The following is an 18982-nucleotide window of genomic DNA, read 5'->3' on the forward strand; positions in this document are numbered from 1 at the left end:
GGATCTAGTTGCTTTCAGGCCTTGTAGTGATTGTGCTGATCTGCAAAATGGTAGTATTAGTGCGACGATGTAAGGCCTTGTTTTTAGTTGATGCTGACGGTTTTTTATTTATGGTAACCGTATGAGCAAAGGGCAACGCATCAAAGAGTATATGTCGCGAGGGGGATGTGCTTGTTTAGATTGCCAGGCTTAGGTTCTGAAAGCGCAGGCAGATGTATGATGAGATAAATAGAGGGAGGATTTTAGTATTAATGCCTAATATTATCTATAGTAAACGGGTACATTTGAAAGCAGTATAAACGTAGTATTATTTTTTTAAGTTCATTAATGTTAAATTTGAAGTCTGAAGTACCTTAAAAGCCCTAACCGCAATGGTTAGGGCTTTTTAATATTACTTCCTCGTCTTAATTGTAAGTTCTCCCAACAAATCAATAAAACTAACTTTGATAATTTTCTCAGATGGCTCCTTGATACCTTATAGGTTTGGCTAGGTTTAATTAAGATAAGCAAGCTGTAACAGCCTACTCATTGGTTATATTTCCTAAATGTTAATCTTGCGGTTACAGTTGCTAGAAGAACTGTGAACGTCTGTTCTTCGCTCAAATCAGACTGTCGACTTTAGTTAACTGATAATACAGTAAAGAGATTTTGAGCAACTATATAAGACGATTGTTGTAAGAGGGTTTTAATCCTAGTTTTGTCCTACTTGAAATTTAGACAAAAACGGAAGTGAATATCTGCTCTTCTTTTTGAAGGTTGGCTGACATGGCAGGATTTGAATCTATAGAAATCGACTAATTTGCGGTCAATGTTTGATAATTAGTAGTTATCAAAACTAAGTTAATCATTTGTGTTATCAATAATTTAAAAGTCGCTATTTTTACTATGAGAAAGATAAAGTATTAATGATAATATTATAAATATCAGATGATTATGATTAATGCAGCTATATACTGCTGCGCCATATGGGTTGGACTGAAGCAGCTGACTTAATCGTTAAAGGTATGGAAGGCGCAATCGAAGCTAAGACTGTAACGTATGACTTCGAACGTCAATTAGAAGGCGCTAAATTACTGAAATGTAGCGAATTCGGTGACGCTATCATTAAACACATGTAATTTATTACGTGGTGTAATTAATAACGGGAGCCTAATGGTTCCCGTTTTATTATGGTTTGATAACTTGGTACGGGCGCTTCAAACTCTTACTACACCCAAGTTTTCAATGTTTTTGTCTGTGTCACAGAAAATACTGCCACACATCTGTCTCATACAGATTTAAAATTAAATAATATCGCTATCAGGTTTAATTAAATTTGGTGGATAATATCTACCAGCACGTGGGTATATTTCATTTTATTCTCCCTCCATGTTTATTTAGAAAAAAGTAAATTCATAAATCGTGCGAATTCCTCTAAATCACAATCAATAAAATTAGCGCTATATGCGCTGATTGAATGATTTCGTGCAAATAGAACGCCAAATTTCATTTGTTTTTTTGTTGTATAACGAGTCACTACTAACAGTGATAGAACAATGTGATGTAGATAAAAAGGCCATTCGAGAGATTGAAGTGGGAAGGCATAAAATTGAATTATCTTAGAATGGAGTAACAGTATTTTTTAGTGTTTATATTAAACATGATATAAAATAGCTATACAGTTTGTTTAATAAAAAATGTTTTCTGGCTAACAAGTTTATTCACTGAATATAATGGGTGTTATGTCACCCTTTTGAGAGCGATAAATGAAATTTTTTGTTTTTTTTAAAAGGATACTACTAGTAGTCTTCATTGCTCATCTATCATCTTGTGCTACTTTCAAAGGCGGTGATCCTATAGATGGAGGGGTAATCGATTATTTGGAGACTCAATATCCCGAAGATTCACATATCAGAACGATAGTGGCTAAAGGGGTCATCGAGTTAGATTTAGCTCAGATCCGATTTTTGGCACTAAGAGAATTTTGTGAGAGCAATGGCGGAAATTTTCAGCAATCTTATATTTCTTTGGCTTGGTGCTTGAATAAGAACAATGAACCTACATTCATAGTGCACTCTTCTAGGCACGACTATATGATCGCAGTGGTTGAAAGAAATAAAGGGATTAGCGTTAATGAATGGATAGATTCCGCTAAAGATATTTTCCCAGCTATATGGAAGAATCCTAATGAAAATAATTAAAAATAAATTGCTTCATTATTTATTTCTAATAACGACTATATTCATTGTTTCTGGTTGCTCAAATGGTAAATTGCGCCTAGGGGAGCCAAGAAATAATGGCACTATACAATACATTGAGAAAAACTTACCAGGCGCAGCTGGTGGGATGACAGACAGCGGCCCAATTTCAATACTTAATCTTCGTGAGGATATTTTTTTAAAACTAAAAGAATATTGTGAAGAAAAAAATTACACATTTGAAAACCCATTATTATCTATGGGATGGTGTATTGATAAGGGTAGCATACCTGTGTTTGTTTTTTATGATAGTTTGTATGGGATGAGCATTTATGAGCGTTCAGCGGAAGGTACTGAAGAAGAATGGATAGCCTATACTAAAAACAGATTCGGTATACTTTGGGTTATGTCAAATGTAATGAATTCAAATTAATTATTGGCTCTGGTGAATATGATGAGATGAAATAACGGGGGAAATAATTCGTCAAAGTGGAACTATGCTACTGAGAGCATTTATACTGTATCTAATTAATGCTCTCAAGGTAGCGATATGAGTGATTTTATGATTTTTATTTTAGTTTTGTTTATTTGCGTGGCTATGATGCGCCATCAAGTAAAATCAATGGCCACATATAAACACTTTTTGTTATTTTTTATTGGCATATCAATAGTAATGGTTGTCTACATTGTAAATGCTATATATATGTGGCTGAAATTTGACCTTACTCTAGATTATTGGTTAGTTCTTACTTTATCTATAGTGCTTATAACTTCTGTATTTTCCCTCATTAGAATACTTAGAGATTGATTATATTTAATTCTACAAATGCTATTCATTGAGTAGAATTTGGTATACCAGATTAACTACCTATGACTGCTTTCATTGCTTCGTTTTGTTTCGCAACTGCACTCAGGTAGGCGGGACTCGATTTTAAATTATCATGATGGTTAATAACATTTTGAGGTATTTTGAATCCTAAATTCAAAACCCATTGAGTCGTTTGGAAAAGGAAAATATCGGCGATAGAAAATTTATTATTAGCGATGAATACATTCCTGTTTAATGCTGAGGAAAGAACTTCAATCGATGAAAGGTATTCTTCTTTAGCTATAGGGATTATATCAACAACTCTCTTTGACTCGGGAAGAAACATTGAATGCTTTAAGATGGTCCATAGTGGGGATTCAAGTTCGTTAATGATAAAAGCAAGCCATTGGTTTATTAAAGCTTTTTCATTGATATCAATTGGAGATAAAAGGTTGCTTCCATACTTCTCAGATAAATAAGTACAAATAGCGGAAGATTCAAAAAATACTAAATCGCCATCGACAAGAGTAGGAACTTTCATTGTAATGCTTGGATTATCTTTATTTTTGTTCATCACATCAAAAAAGATGCATTTGTATTCTAAACCAAGAGCTTCAGCTGTCCACGTTACACGAATAGATCTAGATTTAGGGTAAGTATAGATTTCCATCATTAGCATCCTTTTAGTTGATTTTTTACTCTAGTATATAATCAACTTATCTCAAATTAGACCAGTAGTGTTTATAGAAAGCTCTTGGGAAGACGACAGATAGAAAAGAATTCTGTTTCTCGCTATTTCTAGATAACAGATATAATCAAATCTCTTGTGATGTAGAGATTTAATTATGATTGTTATTTTGAAAGTGCTGCAAAGATTGCCGTTTCCATTTTTTCAGGGGGTGTATTGGGTGCAAAGCGCTTGAGCGGGGCGCCGTCACGACCAATTAGAAACTTAGTAAAATTCCACTTAATCCTCTTACCTAACAAACCGGGCAGCGCGTTCTTAAGATAGTGAAACACTGGATGTGTAGCGGCTCCATTGACTTCTATTTTCTCGAACATCGGGAAACTTACACCATAGTTAATGTAGCAGGTTTGTGCGATTTCATCAGCGTTGCCAGGTTCCTGCTTCCCAAACTGATTGCAAGGGAAACCTAGCACCACCAAACCTTGGGCGGCGTATTTCTTGTAGAGTGATTCAAGTCCACCGTATTGTGGAGTAAAACCGCAATGACTGGCTGTATTAACGACTAGAACCACCTTACCTGTGTAGTCTGCCATAGAGACAAGCTGACCACTAAGACTTCTAGCTGTTAGTTGGTAAAAGGTATTCATATTCTAGTCCTCAAATGTGTGCGATGTAGCATTGAAGATATTGATGATACAGTTTAGTGCTTTAATTTTATTATTTACATAAATAATTATTCGCAATTGCCATCTCGATTTTTGTCATAAAGCTTAAGAAATTACAGCTTGTGATAATCATAACCTCTATGAACTTAATCAGCTCCAGCGAGAATTTGACGATCTTTCTTTCAGGAACAGGGGCAACTTTGAGCAATATTTTCCCTTCCAGTTTTATGGGGGAATAAGTTCGGCTTACTGCAGCAACGGATTGCTGGAGCGTGGACTTATAATCTTCGTTATGCTTTTTTGATTTAAATCAAAGTTGCATGCTATTTGCAATTTATTAATTGACCATTAATTACCCTTTAAATTATAAATGATAATGATACTAATTATTATTATCATAAAGGTTAACTATGCGTACGGATATTAATGGAACATTTTTACTCAGCTCATTAGCGCTTTTTGTTAGTCAAGGCGCCTTCGCTGCATCAACGCCTTCACCGCGTGCCCATATTGATGCCAGTGAAACGATGGTTGTCACATCAACACGAAGTGAAAGTAGTTTATGGAATAGCCCAGTAACAATGCAAGTCATTGATAAACAACAGCTTGACAGTTCGACAAACATAGCGTTAGCAGATGATTTACGCGATATTCCAGGTGTTGAAATTACCGATAATGCCTTAGCGGGACGTAAACAAATTCGCATTCGTGGGGAAGCCTCTTCCCGAGTATTGATCTTAATTGATGGGCAAGAAGTCACTTATCAACGGGCAGGGCAAGACTATGGTGCTGGCTTGCTTATTGATGAATCCGCATTGGAACGAATTGAAGTGGTGAAAGGCCCCTATTCAGTACTTTACGGCTCTCAAGCTATTGGTGGTATCGTTAATTTCATAACCAAAAAAGGTGGCAATAAGCCATTGGGAGGCACTGTTAAAGCGGTATATAACTCCGCAACGACAGGGTGGGAAGAGTCAGCAGCGGCATGGGGGAGCATAGGCAAGTTTGATTATCGGCTCAACGGAAGTTACTCCGATCAAGGTGACAGAGATACTCCTGAGGGGCGCCTAAAAAATACAAACCATCGCAATAATAGCCAAGGTATGTGGTTAGGTTACACCGAAGGTAAACATAAATTTGGTCTTTCCCTTGATAGATATAAATTGTCGACACAAACATGGCATGAAGACCCAAGCTATGAACACTTCAGTGTCAAAATTCCTGATTTAACTCGTGAAAAAATTGGTCTTTTTTATGATTATCAAGCGGATGGTGAATATATTAAAAATATTCATTTAGATGCTTATGAACAAACTATTGAGCGTGATTTTGAAAATAAGCTGGCGGTTGTGACACCAACAGGGAGCCCAATGATTGGCGATTTACGGGTGGCTAATCAGACTCAATCGAATGACAAACAATATACTCAAGGGATCACACTACAAACAGATATTACATTACCCGCGAATAATCAACTGGTTGTGGGAGCTCAGCTTCAGCGCGACCGTGTAAAGCAGTCTTCAAAAAGTTCAACAGAATCCCAAAGCTCAACGCAGTTCCCTCCTGCCGTCAATTATACAAAAACCAGTGATTCACATAATCGAACAGAGCAAACAAACTGGTCGATATTCGCTCAAAATCAATATGCTTTTGCAGATGATTGGAAATGGACATTAGGGGCGCGGCAGTATTGGTTAAGTTCGGAGTTGTTAAGTGGTTTTGAAAATACAAATCACTCAACAACGGGGAACACTTATCATAACCTTAAAAGCTCAAAAACTCATGATAATCAATTTATTACATCAACAAGCTTACGATATTCAGGGTTTGAGAATACAGAGCTGCGTATCGCATTCGCTCAAGGTTATGTATTTCCAACATTGAGCCAGTTATTTATGCAAACCTCAGCGGGGGGAAGTATCAATTATGGAAATGAGGGACTGAAAGCTGAGCGTTCTAATAACTATGAAATCGGTGCGCGTTATAACGGTAATCAATGGTATATCGATAGCGCTTTATATTATTCCGAAGCGAAGGATTATATCGCCTTAGTCACATGTTCAGGGCAGTCAATATGCAGTGGAAACAGTAATTCTTCACGAACACGATATCACTATTATGACAATATCAATCGTGCAAAAACATACGGACTAGAGATGACCGTCGAATACCAAGGATGGGATATCACTCCCTATGCCACAGGGAATTATTTACGTCGTCAATTTGATGGTGTGAATATAAAAACTTGGGATACCGGAGAGCCTAATATTAGTGGGCGCTTTGGGGCTAAACATCAACTGATTTTAGACCAAGTGAACTTAACCTCAGATTTATATCTTCGAGCCGCTGCAAAAGCACAGGATAAAACGGGTGAAAAGCCAACAAGCACAGCAGGCTGGGCCACTCTTAACCTTGCGTTTAATACAGAATTTGGCTCAGACGATCAGTACCAAATTAACTTATCGTTAAATAACTTAACCAATAAAAAATACCAAACTGCCCACGAATCAATCCCTGCTTCTGGTTTTAGCGCTGCAACAGGCTTTGTATGGAAATTCTAAAAATGAAAAAAATGATAGCTGCACTATTTGTACTCAGTTTTTCAATGGTGAGTGCTGCGAGTGAAAGAATTGTTGTGGCAGGAGGCTCTCTCACTGAGTTGGTATACGCTTTAGGTGCTGGAAACCAAGTGGTTGGTGTTGACGAAACAACCACTTGGCCAGTAGAAACAGCAAAATTACCTCATATTGGTTATTGGAAACAGTTAAGTACTGAAGGGATTTTATCTTTGCATCCAACGTTGTTTATCACTTGGCAAGATGCAAGCCCTCAACTGGTTTTTGAACAGCTAAAACTGCAAAAAGTCAGTGTATTAACGTTACCTCGAATACCAGCCACAGTTGAACAAATGTATCTCAATATTCATACCTTATCGGAGGTGTTAGATAAACCGGAACAGGGGAATGCGTTGGTTAATCAGTTACGTAGCCGGTTGGATAATATTGCTCAACTGAATGAAAAGAAAGGCAAAAAAATCAATGTGTTATTTATTCTTTCCGCGGGTAGTAGTGCGCCACAAATTGCAGGGAAAGGTAGCGTTGCCGATATCATTTTGACACTGGCGGGTGCGAACAATCTTGCGCAACACACACAGTACAAAAGTTATAGTGCAGAAGCTCTGATTGCGGCAAACCCTGAAGTGATCATAGTAACCAGCCAGATGGCAGAAAAGGGACTTAACCAACTAGAACAAGTTCCCGGACTTACCCGAACTTCTGCTTGGAAAAATAAACGTATTGTGAATATCGATCAGGCACTCATTTTAGGTATGGGGCCTCGAATTGCGGATGCCGTCGAGATTTTACACCACAATCTTTGGCCAGATGAAACGGATAGTGAGTGATAATATGAAATATGATATTGATTTATCGCCTTATTTTGCATTAGAAGGCCATCAACCATTTAAAGATAGGCATGCAACAATGCCTTGGCGCGGGGCGGTACCAATTAGTGCTGATAAACGCCAAGACACATGGCAGAAAATAACCAATTCGACGTTTGAACCACGTAAGCGATTGGTGTACCTGCATATTCCTTTTTGTGCAACACATTGTACTTTCTGTGGTTTCTACCAAAATCGCTATGATGCCTCTGAAAGCCATATTTATACAGAGTATTTGATCCGGGAAATTGAAACGGAAGCTGACAACGTATTACACCAGTCTGCCCCGATCCATGCTGTTTATTTTGGCGGTGGAACCCCCTCTGCACTTTCTGCTAATGATTTAGCGCGTATTATTAATGTGTTACGCCTTCGTTTACCATTAGCCCCTGATTGTGAAATAACCATTGAAGGGAGAGTTCTTAATTTTGATGATGCACGTATTGATGCATGTTTAGATGCAGGAGCAAATCGTTTTTCAATTGGTATTCAGTCATTTAATAGCAAAATTCGTAAAAAAATGGCCCGGACATCAAATGGTGAGGAAGCTCGGAAATTTATGGAAAAATTGTGCCATCGAGATAGAGCAGCGGTGGTTTGTGATTTGTTATTTGGTTTACCAGAGCAGACAACAGCGTTTTGGGGTGAAGACCTGAGAATTGCAAGCGAGATTGGCCTAGATGGTGTCGACCTTTATGCACTTAACTTGATCCCAAGTACGCCACTTGGCAAAGCGGTTGAAAATAATCGAGTCACAGTTCCTGATCCTGCCAAGCGTCGTGACTTGTATTTACAAGGCTGCGAATTTATGGATAAACAAGGCTGGCATTGCATCAGTAATAGCCACTGGGCGCGGACAACACGGGAACGCAATTTATATAATTTGTTGATTAAACAGGGGGCTGATTGCTTGGCGTTTGGCTCTGGTGCAGGGGGCTCTCTCAATGGATATTCATGGATGGGAGAGAGGAATCTGACCTCATACTATGAAGCAATCAATGCGAAAAAAAAGCCACTCATGATGATGATGCAGACGACCGATCCGCAGTATCAATGGCGCCATCGCTTACAGGCTGGTATTGAAACAGCGCGAGTTGTACTTGAACAATTTACCCCTCATGCACAAATGCTGTCTCCACTCTTACAGCAGTGGCATCAATCAGGATTAACACAAGATACTTCGACGGATTTAAGACTAACGAATGAAGGCCGTTTTTGGGCAAGTAATATTCTTCAATCACTTCAAGAGATTATCGTGAATCTTAATTCTATCCAATTCACGCAAGAAAAAATATCGTAAAGGAACATTTAATGAGTAATGTAGCGTTAGCTGATTTTTTGAAAACAGAGCCCGATGGAACATTAGAAACTATTGCAAAACAATATGATACCACCTTATTGGATGTAGTAAGACATTTGCCCGATATGGCTTTGACGACAGGAAAACATTTTGACTTGGTTTGGGATGCTGTCCATACATGGGGCAATGTCACCACGCTGGTTCATACGCAGGATGTTATTTTAGAATTTTCAGGTGAATTACCTTCAGGTTTTCATCGCCATGGCTATTTCAATTTACGCGGCAAAAAAGGCATGACAGGGCATATCAAAGCTGAAAATTGTACATATATTGCACTAGTTGAACGAAAATTTATGGGAATGGATACCGCCTCGATTTTATTTTTTAATCAATCAGGGGATGCCATGTTTAAAATTTTCTTAGGGCGTGATGAACATCGCCAATTATTACAGGAACAACTTGAAGCTTTTCGTTTATTAGTTAAGCAACTTAAAGAGAATAATTAATGGCAAAATGGTTAGTTTTTGGCGCTGGTGGGCAGGGTGTTGGCAACATGATTGCTCAACTGGCAATCGCGGATAAGCAGTCAGTGGTTGCGGTCGTTCGTAATGCAGGAGCCGCCGATAAACTATTAGCGATGGGTATACAGGTATTTGTCGGGGATGCTTGTGACAACCAGGTGGTCACGGAGGCATGCCAAGCTGCAGGTACTCAGGCGACTGTAGTTTCTACCATAGGTGGGGCGCAGGATTATTTAGCTCATCGCACAATCATTGATAATGCTGAGCAAACGGGTATTACTCGCATGGTTTTAGTGACATCGTTAGGGTGTGGGGATTCATGGCCTTATTTGTCATTGCGCGCTCGGGCTGCATTTGGTCAAGCTGTTCGTGAAAAAACGTTAGCTGAATCATGGCTGCAAACGAGCGCTCTCGATTATGCCATCATTCGTCCTGGTGGCTTACTCAATGGAGATGCAACTGGAAAAGCAATTCTACAACAAGGTATTGAGGTGCATGGCTTAGTGATGCGAGCCGATGTTGCTGCGTTAGTATACCAAGTTGGCCAACAGCCAGAGCTGAAAAAACAAATTTACAGTGTTATTCAACCAGATTTAGTACCTGCTTGAATTAATTGCGGCCAATTTGGTTAAGGCCGCCTTATTTGTCGTGAGTTAATGGAATATGAATGAGTTACGTGCATCTTCTTCTGTATTGTTAGGGTTGACTGTCGTTTTAGGAATATTAGTTTTTATTGCATCAGGACAAGGCGCAATTAAGCTCTCATTTGCCTCTTTGCAAGATGAACAATACCGTGATATTTGGCTTAATATTCGTCTTCCACGGGTATTGCTGGCGGTTTTAGTGGGTGGGGCACTTGCCGCATCAGGTGTAATTATGCAAGGCTTATTTCGTAATCCTATGGCAGACCCTGCTTTACTCGGCGTCAGTAGTGGGTCGGCACTAATGGTTGGCATTGCGATTGTCATTCCATTCTCTTTTCCAGCGATTTTAATTCTTTATGAGCAAATGATTTATGCCATCACTGGTAGTTTGATTGTTTGCGCTATTATTTATCTGATTAGCCGTCGTTACACGCATGGTGGCGTGATGCAGTTATTATTAGCAGGGATCGCAATCAATGCATTATGTGGTGCCGCAATTGGTGTATTGAGTTATGTAGGAGATGAGCAGCAATTACGCCAACTCACTTTATGGATGATGGGTAATTTAGGACAAGCGCAATGGCCGACCTTGTTGGTTTGTGTTTCATTTATTTTCCCTGCCTTAATCGCTGCAAGTTACCTGAGCCAGCGGCTCAATCTTCTGCAACTTGGTGATGAGGAAGCTCATTATTTAGGTGTGAACGTAAAACGAACTCGCCAGCAATTGTTGTTAATTAGCTCATTATTAGTAGGAGCAAGCGTTGCTGTTAGCGGAGTAATTGGCTTCGTCGGGTTAGTTATCCCCCATTTAGTGCGCATGACGATAGGTGCAGATCACCGTTGGTTATTACCATGTTCAGCGCTTGCAGGGGCTTGTTTATTATTAGGAGCAGATACATTAGCGAGAACAGTGGTTCAACCAGCGGAAATGCCAGTAGGATTACTAACCAGTTTAATTGGCGGGCCTTATTTTCTTTGGTTAATTTTACGTGTACGGAGAATGGCATGATTGTCGCGAAAAATTTGAACTATAGCGTGGGCAATAAAAAATTAACCGATAACGTCTCGTTAGTTTTACCTGACGGTGAAATTGTCGCAATTTTAGGCCCTAACGGAGCCGGTAAGTCGACACTTTTACGCCAATTAACAGGTTTTTTACCTTCAGATAGTGGTGAGTGTATGTTGTTGGGGAAATCTCTTAAAGAGTGGCAACCCGAGGCATTAGCTTGTGTTCGAGCCGTTATGCAGCAAAATAGCAATATGGCTTTTTCTTTTCGTGTGCGGGAAATTGTTCTAATGGGATGCTATTTGTCTCCTTCATTAAAAAAGAAGGATAATGCTCAATATATTATGGAATTGTGTGACTGTGCGAGTTTAGCTCACCGTGACTATATGAGCTTGTCAGGAGGAGAGCAGCAACGGGTGCAATTGGCTCGGTTATTGGCTCAGCTTTGGGAGGATGAACCTGTATCTAAATGGTTATTTTTGGATGAACCGACATCAGCGCTCGATATTCACCACCAACAACATCTTTTTCGCTTGCTACGGCAACTAGTCAATACACGAAAAATAAATGTGTGCTGTGTATTACACGATTTAAATCTTGCAGCTCGCTTTGCTGATCGCATTATTTTAATGCATCAAGGGCAAATTATTGCTAATGGATCCCCTAAAGAAATTTTAACCCAGCAGCAAGTGAATACATTGTACCAAGCCGATATTTCAGTTATTGATGACCCTCATTGCGGAGTGCCTTTCATTATATTAAATCCTTAGTCCTCTAGCTAACAAGGAGCGGCCTTTTTACTGGAACTACCCAAATTATTGCGCTTCATGCAGCCAGCCGCTAGCTTTTTTGCATTTCTTGTTCGCTTGATTTAGGTAAAACAATTGTTTTCTTCAAGTTTAAGTATGAGGCAAATCAGGGTCAGAAGGTTAAAAGGCTAGTAGGAGCCAAGCCTTCTGACACAAGTGGTATTATCTAGTTTTTCAAATAAACATTTAATAATACATTTATATTGATATTAAAAATTTTAGATATGGATATTAAATGGTCTGCATAAATTGAAGTGTCCCCATGCTCATACTCTATGTAATGATTTTCTGTAATATTCAGATGGCTTGCCATTTAATGAGTTGATATCGTACTTTTTACTCTTATAGTTTTTATATATTCACCAAGGTTCTTATTCCTTTGTGTGATTTCTTTCATTATTATTTTTTTATCTGGCATATTGGTGTTGTGCAGTATTTTTTATTTGAGAATAAATATCTTCATAAATAAAGATATTGGTTTCTATTTGGTGATGAGTTAGAGTATAATTTTAATCCTAAATCAATAATCTCACCTTCACTCTCCAATTCTTTTAATAAAGAAACAAAGAAGGATTCTACACTAATATTTAATTGTATTAAAAATAGTAGAATTAGACTGAATGATATAGTATTAACACCATTTTCGTAACGTGAAACCTGTTGTTGGCTGACATGAAGTAATTTGCTTATATCTTCACCGGTCAGGTCATTTTCAATTCGTTTCTGTCTTAAATAATTTCCAATTAAGATGTTTACTTTGCTATTTAAAATAGCACGATCCATATTAACTCCTATAATGAGTAAGAACTTTCTGAGATAAAAAATTAGTCAAATAATAATACTAAGTACAATCGTTTAAAACGCTCAATGGTATATTTTTCATAGGTACAATCGATTGAAATGGAATAATCAATCGTTTGATTTTAATCTTCATTTTGTTATAAATGGATGATAAATAAAAATTAAATTGGTTTTTGTTGTTTTTTTAATATTGCGACATAAATGAATTGACAATCGCAAATACTCGCATAAAGAGTATTTACGATTTCATTTTTGTATGATACTTTGAATATTAATTTTAATGATTAAATTATGCTTATTGTTTAGTGTTTTATTTATTCTACTTTTTATTCTATATTTCCATTTAATTTATACATATATAAATATTCTTATTTACAATGTCATATCATGTTTGTAATAAAATATTACCAATTGAAATATTTTGTTACAAATTAATTGATTGGATAATAATAAATCAGCCCGAGAAATTTTATTATGTACGGATTTTACTGTAAGTAATAACGAACCTATATTAAATCTAGTCGTGATTATTTAGAATATCGGCAGTGGTTTTGCATACTTGAGTAAATTAATCGTGAAGGGTGAAATTTTCCTGTCTCGTTTCAATATGGAACGATGCGTTTGTTATTCATTTTCTGCTGAAAAATAAAACGGTATAACCATTCATGTTTTCAAAGGTAAAGATTATCTTTAGTGTTTATTGTTATATTCTTTAAATAATTACTTCCTATGTGAATTGAATTGGTGCGTTTTTAACTAAATGTAAAAATCAGCACACTCAAATATTAACTTTCTTATAAAATAATGGGTAAATATACATATTAAAGATTGATTAAATACACATAATTGATGTTTTATCAGTTGTAATTTCTGTATCAGATTTTATCTGCCATGATAGATACAACATCGAATGATAATAGCGAATTTTAACCGAAAAGGGGTCATGTAAGTGCAAAACAGATATGGTTTTCTTCAAAGGATAAGCAAATCACACGCTAAATAGGGGTTATGATTGCCCTAAACGTATATTAGGAATACATTACAAGCAATTAATTTCAGGAGTGGTAGCTTGCTGTGTACACCAAAATTTTGCGAGTTTTATGTGTTTTATTGTTGATATTATTAGCCTTTATCATAGGTGTTTCAATAAACTTTAGTAAAAAACCAACCCTTATTGATGGCGCTAAACAAACAGTAGTGGATTTTATGCACCAACCGAAAGCTGCTGACATGAGAAATGTTAAATTCTATTCACATGGTTCAATGATGGGTCATAAGGTTGTTGGAGATGTATGTGGTGAAGTATTTACATTTAAAGATGATTTACCATATAAGTATAAGCGGTTTATTGTTGAAGTTGCTGCTAATCATGAAGGCCAGTGCGTGTTTTCCATTCCTTTATTTGATTTCGAGGGGGAAATGATCCCTGAGCCGGATTTTCAGAAGATTTGGGATAATCGATGTCAGTAATTAAGCACATTATTCACTACAATGGTGTTGTGGTTGCTTGGGATCATTAAAGTGATTTCTATTTAGTAACTGTTCTTTGTTAATTTATCGTTCGAAAAATAAATATCGGTGCGATAGTTCCTCTAGAAGATTCACTGGTAATATTCTTGTTTTCATAAGAATTTTAGTAAAAAAACCCCTTTAAGTATAACTGCATGAATAAAGATATTGTTACAGAGTGAGCGAGAAGGCGTATAATTCTGTAGGTAAGTAATTTTATTTAATCATCATTGATGAGATGGAATGATAAAATGAACAGAAGTGAATTGATTGATTATATTCAGTATCATTATGGTGTGGAGCCTGAAAGTCCATGGATGAAGTATCCTGAATATATTGTTTTTAGACGAAAAAATAACGCAAAATGGTTTGCAGTTATTATGTGTATTTCATCTAAAAAATTAGAAATAAATAAAAATGAGGAGGTAATTAATATTATCAACCTTAAAGCTCCACCTGAACTTATTGGTTCATTGCGGTTAAAAGATGATATTTATCCAGCGTATCACATGAATAAAGAGCATTGGATTACGATAAAGTTGCCAGGGCGCCTTACTGATGATGAACTCAAGGAGTTAATCGAAGATAGTTATAGGTTAACAGCATAGTATTTCATTATATTGCTAGACTATCCCATCCGTGGGAAAAGTTTCCATACTAATTAGTTAAGCATTCTTGCGATGATAAACAATCGAGGAAATGGCATTAAAACATGGCCATTATCTTGTGTTGGGTAAGCTTCTGTTAATAATTCATGGTAACGCGCGAGAAATTGTTCGGTTTGTTTTTTATCTAGGTTTTCAACGTAGGGTCTTAATCCTGTCGCGCTTAACCAATCAATGATTGAATCAATAGATGGCATGACGTGATAATAAGTCGTTTGCCATATATCAACAGAACAATGGGCTGCTGAAAGCAAATCATAATATTCAGCTATTGATAAAAGCGCTGTTCTATTGACGGCGGAAATAGCGTGCTCACTGGCCACTTTGCGCATTAAAGCATGTGTGGGTTCATTCCAATTATTTGGCATCTGGATGGCTAAAATACCGTTGCTTTTTAATTGATTAACTAGATGAGGGAATAATAGGTTGTGATCAGGTAACCATTGTAGCGAAGCATTAGCAAATATAAGGTCCTGTTTGATTTCAGGAACCCAGGTTTCAATGTTTGCATCTATAAACTGGCAGTCAGGAAGGTTCTTTTTCGCTTCAACTAGCATGGCAGGAGAGTTATCGACCCCAATTATTCTTGCTAATGGGTATATTTCACGAAGTATTTGAGTTGAATTACCCGGACCACAACCTAAATCGGTTAAATTACATACGTTATCGGCATGAATATGGCTGATTAAGTCGTATGATGGACGCGTTCTTTCCTGTTTAAATTGCAGATACAAATCTGGGTTCCAATCTTGCATGTGCTAGCCTCATTGTTTTATTGAATAATTAAATCATAATTTATGGCCTAAGATATTGTCTTTCTAGTTAAATATGTATTGATCGAGTTCCCATCATGGCGGCTTGGCCGCCAACTTTCACTTGAGTAATATTTTTCGCTTGTGAGTGAATGTTGACTTGAATCGATGAGGAGCATCCCATGGCACGACCTTGCTCAAATAGAAATTGAGTTTCATTTGGTAAGACATAATTGACCAAATAACAGCCAAGCGCTCCGCTAGCGCTGCCTGTTGCCGATTCCTCATTTATTCCATAGAGCGGTGCGAAATTTCGACAATGTGCTGTGATTGAGGTGTCTTGATTTAACTCAAATACATGAAAGCCGATAGCATTTGATTCTCTACTTATTGTGGTTATTGCGTCATAATTAGGCTGTAGTAAATCTAAATGACCTGTTTTTACAGGAATTATAATGTCGGGTAACCCAGTTGAAATTATCATGATAGGTAAGCTTGTTTCAGTGATAATTTCACTCGTTATGCCAAGGGCTGCTGCAACTTCATTGATATTAGGCCCATCTCGCAGGGTGGGTAGCGCCTGCTCCATAACGATATTGTTCGGGCTAACAGACACACTTAGAATACCGGCCTTGGTTTTTTGGGTGTAACACCCAGAGGAAATCAGCTTAAGTGACGCTAAAGTAAAAAACACCGCTAATGTGGCATGACCACAAAAATCGACTTCACCTTCGGGGGTGTAGAAATCTACTTCAAAATCAGTTTGTTCACCATTATAGACAAATGCTGTTTCTGAAAAACCGACTTGTTGCGCAATAGCTATTTTTTGTGAAGTATTGAGTGCTGGCGGGTTGAGAACAACACCAGCAGGGTTACCACCAGTATTATTTTGTGTGAAAGAATTTACAAGGTATACCTGAATATCTTGCTCAATTTCGCCGGTATTTTTAATTTGCATTTATTTTCCCGAGTTCTAAATAGATATCTTAAATTTTCGAGTGTACCTTACTCGTTGGTTTAAATTTAATAAGAGATAGAAACGCCATATTAACATTAACGCATTGTGTAATAGAGTCATTATGATGCTATTTTTTATTGATAGTTTAATGAACTCATAAATAAAGTATTAATAACCTGCTTAAACTAACATAGTGATGATACTTCACTCAAAATGACATAAAATTTAGTTGAAGTTGGTTAGGAATTTGATATAAGGTGGATGATATTATTTTTGATTTAGGTGAAAATGACTAGATTATGTGCTGATATAACTAACGCAGGAGAAATAACTTATGTTTCCAGAGTACCGCGATTTAATTTCTCAACTTCGTCAATCAAACCCACATTTTCGTGCTCTTTTTGAAAAACATAATCAGTTAGACCATGAAATTGCAAGATTGGAACATTCAGACCGAAGAGGGTATGGCGATGAGGTGGTTGAGTTAAAAAAACAGAAACTACGATTAAAAGAAGAAATATATAAAGTACTTAAAAACCCTGATGAAGAGTAAAAATTTATTTATATGGCAATAAATTTTATTATTGCCTAGAAGTAATCGTATAATTTAACCATTAGAACAATGTTCAAAGTTATGTTTAAGTTGTTTAATGGCATACTTTTCTATATCCCTTAAACTCATATTCATGGTATCCAAACCTTTTATATCCATTTTAAGTGTATGAACAGAACTATCATCACCGAGTAAAGTTATATGTAACCCTGTAATCTTTGTGTTTTCTTCTAATATATTTACTTGAGTTAGATTAAATCGCATAAAAATACCTTTTATAAAAGTTATAATTATTAATTAATCTACTCTAATTGCATGTTTATTTCCTTTACAAATAGTTAAAGATTGTAACTGTCATTTATCTTAATATTGTCATAATAGAAATAAAATCCCTCAATACTTATTAATTAAGTCGTGAGGGATTGTTGTTTACTTAAAGTTTATTCTTTATAAATAGATACATGAGGGATACCGTCATTACCTATGGTTCCACGGTACATACCTTCTGAATTAAATTCCATTGCGTAATTGCCAGATTTATCCAACACAATCACACCGCCACTGCCTCCGATAGCTTTAACGTCATCGAGTGCATTACGAGATGCATCAGAAAGGCTGGCTTTATTATATTTTACCTGTGCTGCAATATTATGAGCCGTAGCTGTTCGAATAAACATTTCTCCAGAGCCTGTTGCGGAAACAGCTACGGTATTATTATCTGCATAATTTCCTGCACCAATAATAGGGGAGTCGCCAACGCGACCATACCGTTTGTTTGTCATACCCCCTGTTGATGTACCAGCTGCAAGGTTACCTTGTTTGTCTAAAGCAACAGCTCCAACAGTGCCATATTTATAATCGTATAACATCGGGTCTACAAATAGGGCAGCTGTTTTCCCATCATGATCTAATACGACTTTTTCTTTTTCTTTCGCTTTTTGCAATTGCTTCCAGCGAAAATCAGTACGGAAATAAGCTGGATCGACAATTTCAATGCCTTGCTCAGCAGCAAATTGCTCAGCACCTTTAGAAACCATCATCACGTGAGGGCTTTTTGTCATAACAGCATAGGCGGCATTGATTGGGTTTTTGATAATGGTAACACCAGCAACGGCGCCTGCTTTCAGGTTACTACCATCCATTATTGAGGCATCCATTTCATTTTTTCCATCGTGAGTGAATACCGCACCTTTGCCTGCATTAAATAAAGGCGAATCTTCCATTACATTAATGGAAGCTTGTACTGCATCAAGGCTAGAACCTCCTTTATTTAATATGTTATAACCTGCTTCTAGCGCTTCATTTAGTTTATCTTGGTATGCTTTTTCTTGTTCAGGCGTGATTGTATTTTTCGTAATAGTACCTGCACCACCGTGGATAACTAGTCGGATCGGCGTTTCAGTAGCGGCAATTGCTTGCAAAGAAAAAGAAGCAGTAAGTATGCATCCTAACAAAAGTAACTTCATGATTAACCTCTTTAGGTGGTTAGCTAAGATATTTTCATAATGCTTAAAAAGTATGGGATTGGAGTATGATGTTAGCAATTAGGAGAGTCGTAAAATGAGGAAAAAGTCACAGGTTATCAATAATGGTTCTTTAGGGGATGAAATTATTTAATAAAAAAAAGCCCCTGCATGCAGGGGTATCTAATGGAAATGTATATTTATAGTTATTGTTATAAGGT

19 protein-coding genes and 1 pseudogene are annotated in these 18982 nt (G+C 37.0%); 13 read left to right on the forward strand and 7 right to left on the reverse strand.

Going from position 1 to position 18982, the window contains the following annotated elements; translation table 11 throughout:
• Positions 1-950: 950 nt before the first annotated feature.
• The 3 genes and pseudogenes from PSE60_RS05100 to PSE60_RS05110 form a co-directional block, all read left to right on the forward strand.
• Positions 951-1118, forward strand: a pseudogene (locus PSE60_RS05100) (isocitrate/isopropylmalate family dehydrogenase); the annotation flags it as partial.
• 627 nt (positions 1119-1745) lie between these two features.
• A complete protein-coding gene (locus PSE60_RS05105) occupies positions 1746-2180 on the forward strand; it encodes a hypothetical protein (RefSeq protein WP_272664718.1) in 435 nt (144 codons plus the stop codon).
• Positions 2167-2610, forward strand: coding sequence for a hypothetical protein (locus PSE60_RS05110; RefSeq protein ID WP_210836859.1), 444 nt, complete (start codon positions 2167-2169; stop codon positions 2608-2610). Before PSE60_RS05105 ends, PSE60_RS05110 begins: the two co-directional genes overlap by 14 nt.
• Positions 2611-3037: 427 nt before the next feature.
• On the opposite strand, the gene PSE60_RS05115 is transcribed toward PSE60_RS05110, so the two are convergent.
• Entirely contained in the window at positions 3038-3658 is a 621-nt protein-coding gene (locus PSE60_RS05115; protein WP_272664719.1) for a glutathione S-transferase family protein, read from the reverse strand.
• 179 nt (positions 3659-3837) lie between these two features.
• Positions 3838-4320: a glutathione peroxidase gene (locus tag PSE60_RS05120; RefSeq protein WP_210836861.1), complete on the reverse strand. Its 483-nt coding sequence runs from the start codon at positions 4318-4320 to the stop codon at positions 3838-3840.
• A 428-nt stretch (positions 4321-4748) separates the two neighbouring features.
• Between PSE60_RS05120 and PSE60_RS05125 the strand changes: the two genes are divergently transcribed.
• From PSE60_RS05125 to PSE60_RS05155, 7 genes are read left to right on the forward strand one after another with little or no spacing between them, the layout of a single operon-like run.
• Positions 4749-6899 (forward strand): TonB-dependent receptor, encoded by a 2151-nt coding sequence (locus PSE60_RS05125; RefSeq protein WP_272664720.1) that lies wholly within the window; start codon positions 4749-4751, stop codon positions 6897-6899.
• Complete coding sequence (locus PSE60_RS05130; RefSeq protein WP_371031541.1) at positions 6887-7741, forward strand: heme/hemin ABC transporter substrate-binding protein; 855 nt, start codon at positions 6887-6889, stop codon at positions 7739-7741. The genes PSE60_RS05125 and PSE60_RS05130 overlap by 13 nt, the downstream gene beginning before the upstream one ends.
• 4 nt (positions 7742-7745) lie before the next feature.
• A complete protein-coding gene (gene hutW, locus PSE60_RS05135) occupies positions 7746-9080 on the forward strand; it encodes a heme anaerobic degradation radical SAM methyltransferase ChuW/HutW (protein WP_272664722.1) in 1335 nt (444 codons plus the stop codon).
• A gap of 11 nt (positions 9081-9091) precedes the next feature.
• Positions 9092-9586, forward strand: coding sequence for a heme utilization cystosolic carrier protein HutX (hutX, locus tag PSE60_RS05140; RefSeq protein WP_272664723.1), 495 nt, complete (start codon positions 9092-9094; stop codon positions 9584-9586).
• On the forward strand, positions 9586-10209 hold the full coding sequence (locus tag PSE60_RS05145; protein ID WP_272664724.1) for an NAD(P)H-binding protein: 624 nt from the start codon (positions 9586-9588) through the stop codon (positions 10207-10209). Before hutX ends, PSE60_RS05145 begins: the two co-directional genes overlap by 1 nt.
• A 55-nt stretch (positions 10210-10264) precedes the next feature.
• Positions 10265-11254: a FecCD family ABC transporter permease gene (locus PSE60_RS05150; RefSeq protein WP_210836867.1), complete on the forward strand. Its 990-nt coding sequence runs from the start codon at positions 10265-10267 to the stop codon at positions 11252-11254.
• The gene (locus PSE60_RS05155) at positions 11251-12021 is read left to right on the forward strand and encodes a heme ABC transporter ATP-binding protein (protein ID WP_272664725.1); all 771 of its coding nucleotides are present in this window, start codon (positions 11251-11253) and stop codon (positions 12019-12021) included. Before PSE60_RS05150 ends, PSE60_RS05155 begins: the two co-directional genes overlap by 4 nt.
• Positions 12022-12519: 498 nt before the next feature.
• On the opposite strand, the gene PSE60_RS05160 is transcribed toward PSE60_RS05155, so the two are convergent.
• Positions 12520-12843, reverse strand: coding sequence for a helix-turn-helix domain-containing protein (locus PSE60_RS05160; protein ID WP_272664726.1), 324 nt, complete (start codon positions 12841-12843; stop codon positions 12520-12522).
• Positions 12844-13935: 1092 nt separating this feature from the next.
• Between PSE60_RS05160 and PSE60_RS05165 the strand changes: the two genes are divergently transcribed.
• On the forward strand, positions 13936-14331 hold the full coding sequence (locus PSE60_RS05165; RefSeq protein ID WP_115167124.1) for a hypothetical protein: 396 nt from the start codon (positions 13936-13938) through the stop codon (positions 14329-14331).
• 290 nt (positions 14332-14621) lie between these two features.
• On the forward strand, positions 14622-14978 hold the full coding sequence (locus PSE60_RS05170; RefSeq protein WP_272664727.1) for an MmcQ/YjbR family DNA-binding protein: 357 nt from the start codon (positions 14622-14624) through the stop codon (positions 14976-14978).
• 53 nt (positions 14979-15031) lie between these two features.
• Here the strand turns inward: PSE60_RS05170 and tam are convergent, their stop codons facing one another.
• A complete protein-coding gene (gene tam, locus PSE60_RS05175; protein ID WP_272664728.1) occupies positions 15032-15790 on the reverse strand; it encodes a trans-aconitate 2-methyltransferase in 759 nt (252 codons plus the stop codon).
• A 67-nt stretch (positions 15791-15857) separates the two neighbouring features.
• The gene (locus PSE60_RS05180; RefSeq protein WP_210839794.1) at positions 15858-16745 is read right to left on the reverse strand and encodes a PhzF family phenazine biosynthesis protein; all 888 of its coding nucleotides are present in this window, start codon (positions 16743-16745) and stop codon (positions 15858-15860) included.
• Positions 16746-17079: 334 nt separating this feature from the next.
• Between PSE60_RS05180 and PSE60_RS05185 the strand changes: the two genes are divergently transcribed.
• Complete coding sequence (locus PSE60_RS05185) at positions 17080-17298, forward strand: YdcH family protein (protein ID WP_004911507.1); 219 nt, start codon at positions 17080-17082, stop codon at positions 17296-17298.
• A 54-nt stretch (positions 17299-17352) separates the two neighbouring features.
• Here PSE60_RS05185 and PSE60_RS05190 read toward each other — a convergent pair whose 3' ends face one another.
• Positions 17353-17562 carry a hypothetical protein gene (locus PSE60_RS05190; RefSeq protein WP_272664729.1) on the reverse strand — a complete coding sequence of 70 codons (210 nt, stop codon included), beginning with the start codon at positions 17560-17562 and terminating at the stop codon, positions 17353-17355.
• A 176-nt stretch (positions 17563-17738) separates the two neighbouring features.
• Positions 17739-18764 (reverse strand): isoaspartyl peptidase/L-asparaginase family protein, encoded by a 1026-nt coding sequence (locus PSE60_RS05195; RefSeq protein ID WP_210839798.1) that lies wholly within the window; start codon positions 18762-18764, stop codon positions 17739-17741.
• Positions 18765-18982: the final 218 nt, after the last annotated feature.

The sequence above is a fragment of the Providencia sp. PROV174 genome (assembly GCF_028480685.1).
Taxonomy (GTDB): domain Bacteria; phylum Pseudomonadota; class Gammaproteobacteria; order Enterobacterales; family Enterobacteriaceae; genus Providencia; species Providencia rettgeri.

Coding starts and splice junctions, on each gene's coding strand:
- hutW (WP_272664722.1), top strand. CDS start 7,746: ATGAAATATGATATTGATTTATCGCCTTATTTTGCATTAGAAGGCCAT.
- PSE60_RS05120 (WP_210836861.1), bottom strand. CDS start 4,320: ATGAATACCTTTTACCAACTAACAGCTAGAAGTCTTAGTGGTCAGCTT.
- PSE60_RS05185 (WP_004911507.1), top strand. CDS start 17,080: ATGTTTCCAGAGTACCGCGATTTAATTTCTCAACTTCGTCAATCAAAC.
- PSE60_RS05150 (WP_210836867.1), top strand. CDS start 10,265: ATGAATGAGTTACGTGCATCTTCTTCTGTATTGTTAGGGTTGACTGTC.
- PSE60_RS05130 (WP_371031541.1), top strand. CDS start 6,887: ATGGAAATTCTAAAAATGAAAAAAATGATAGCTGCACTATTTGTACTC.
- PSE60_RS05190 (WP_272664729.1), bottom strand. CDS start 17,562: ATGCGATTTAATCTAACTCAAGTAAATATATTAGAAGAAAACACAAAG.
- PSE60_RS05170 (WP_272664727.1), top strand. CDS start 14,622: ATGAACAGAAGTGAATTGATTGATTATATTCAGTATCATTATGGTGTG.
- PSE60_RS05195 (WP_210839798.1), bottom strand. CDS start 18,764: ATGAAGTTACTTTTGTTAGGATGCATACTTACTGCTTCTTTTTCTTTG.
- PSE60_RS05110 (WP_210836859.1), top strand. CDS start 2,167: ATGAAAATAATTAAAAATAAATTGCTTCATTATTTATTTCTAATAACG.
- PSE60_RS05180 (WP_210839794.1), bottom strand. CDS start 16,745: ATGCAAATTAAAAATACCGGCGAAATTGAGCAAGATATTCAGGTATAC.
- PSE60_RS05145 (WP_272664724.1), top strand. CDS start 9,586: ATGGCAAAATGGTTAGTTTTTGGCGCTGGTGGGCAGGGTGTTGGCAAC.
- PSE60_RS05105 (WP_272664718.1), top strand. CDS start 1,746: ATGAAATTTTTTGTTTTTTTTAAAAGGATACTACTAGTAGTCTTCATT.
- PSE60_RS05160 (WP_272664726.1), bottom strand. CDS start 12,843: ATGGATCGTGCTATTTTAAATAGCAAAGTAAACATCTTAATTGGAAAT.
- PSE60_RS05125 (WP_272664720.1), top strand. CDS start 4,749: ATGCGTACGGATATTAATGGAACATTTTTACTCAGCTCATTAGCGCTT.
- PSE60_RS05155 (WP_272664725.1), top strand. CDS start 11,251: ATGATTGTCGCGAAAAATTTGAACTATAGCGTGGGCAATAAAAAATTA.
- hutX (WP_272664723.1), top strand. CDS start 9,092: ATGAGTAATGTAGCGTTAGCTGATTTTTTGAAAACAGAGCCCGATGGA.
- PSE60_RS05115 (WP_272664719.1), bottom strand. CDS start 3,658: ATGATGGAAATCTATACTTACCCTAAATCTAGATCTATTCGTGTAACG.
- tam (WP_272664728.1), bottom strand. CDS start 15,790: ATGCAAGATTGGAACCCAGATTTGTATCTGCAATTTAAACAGGAAAGA.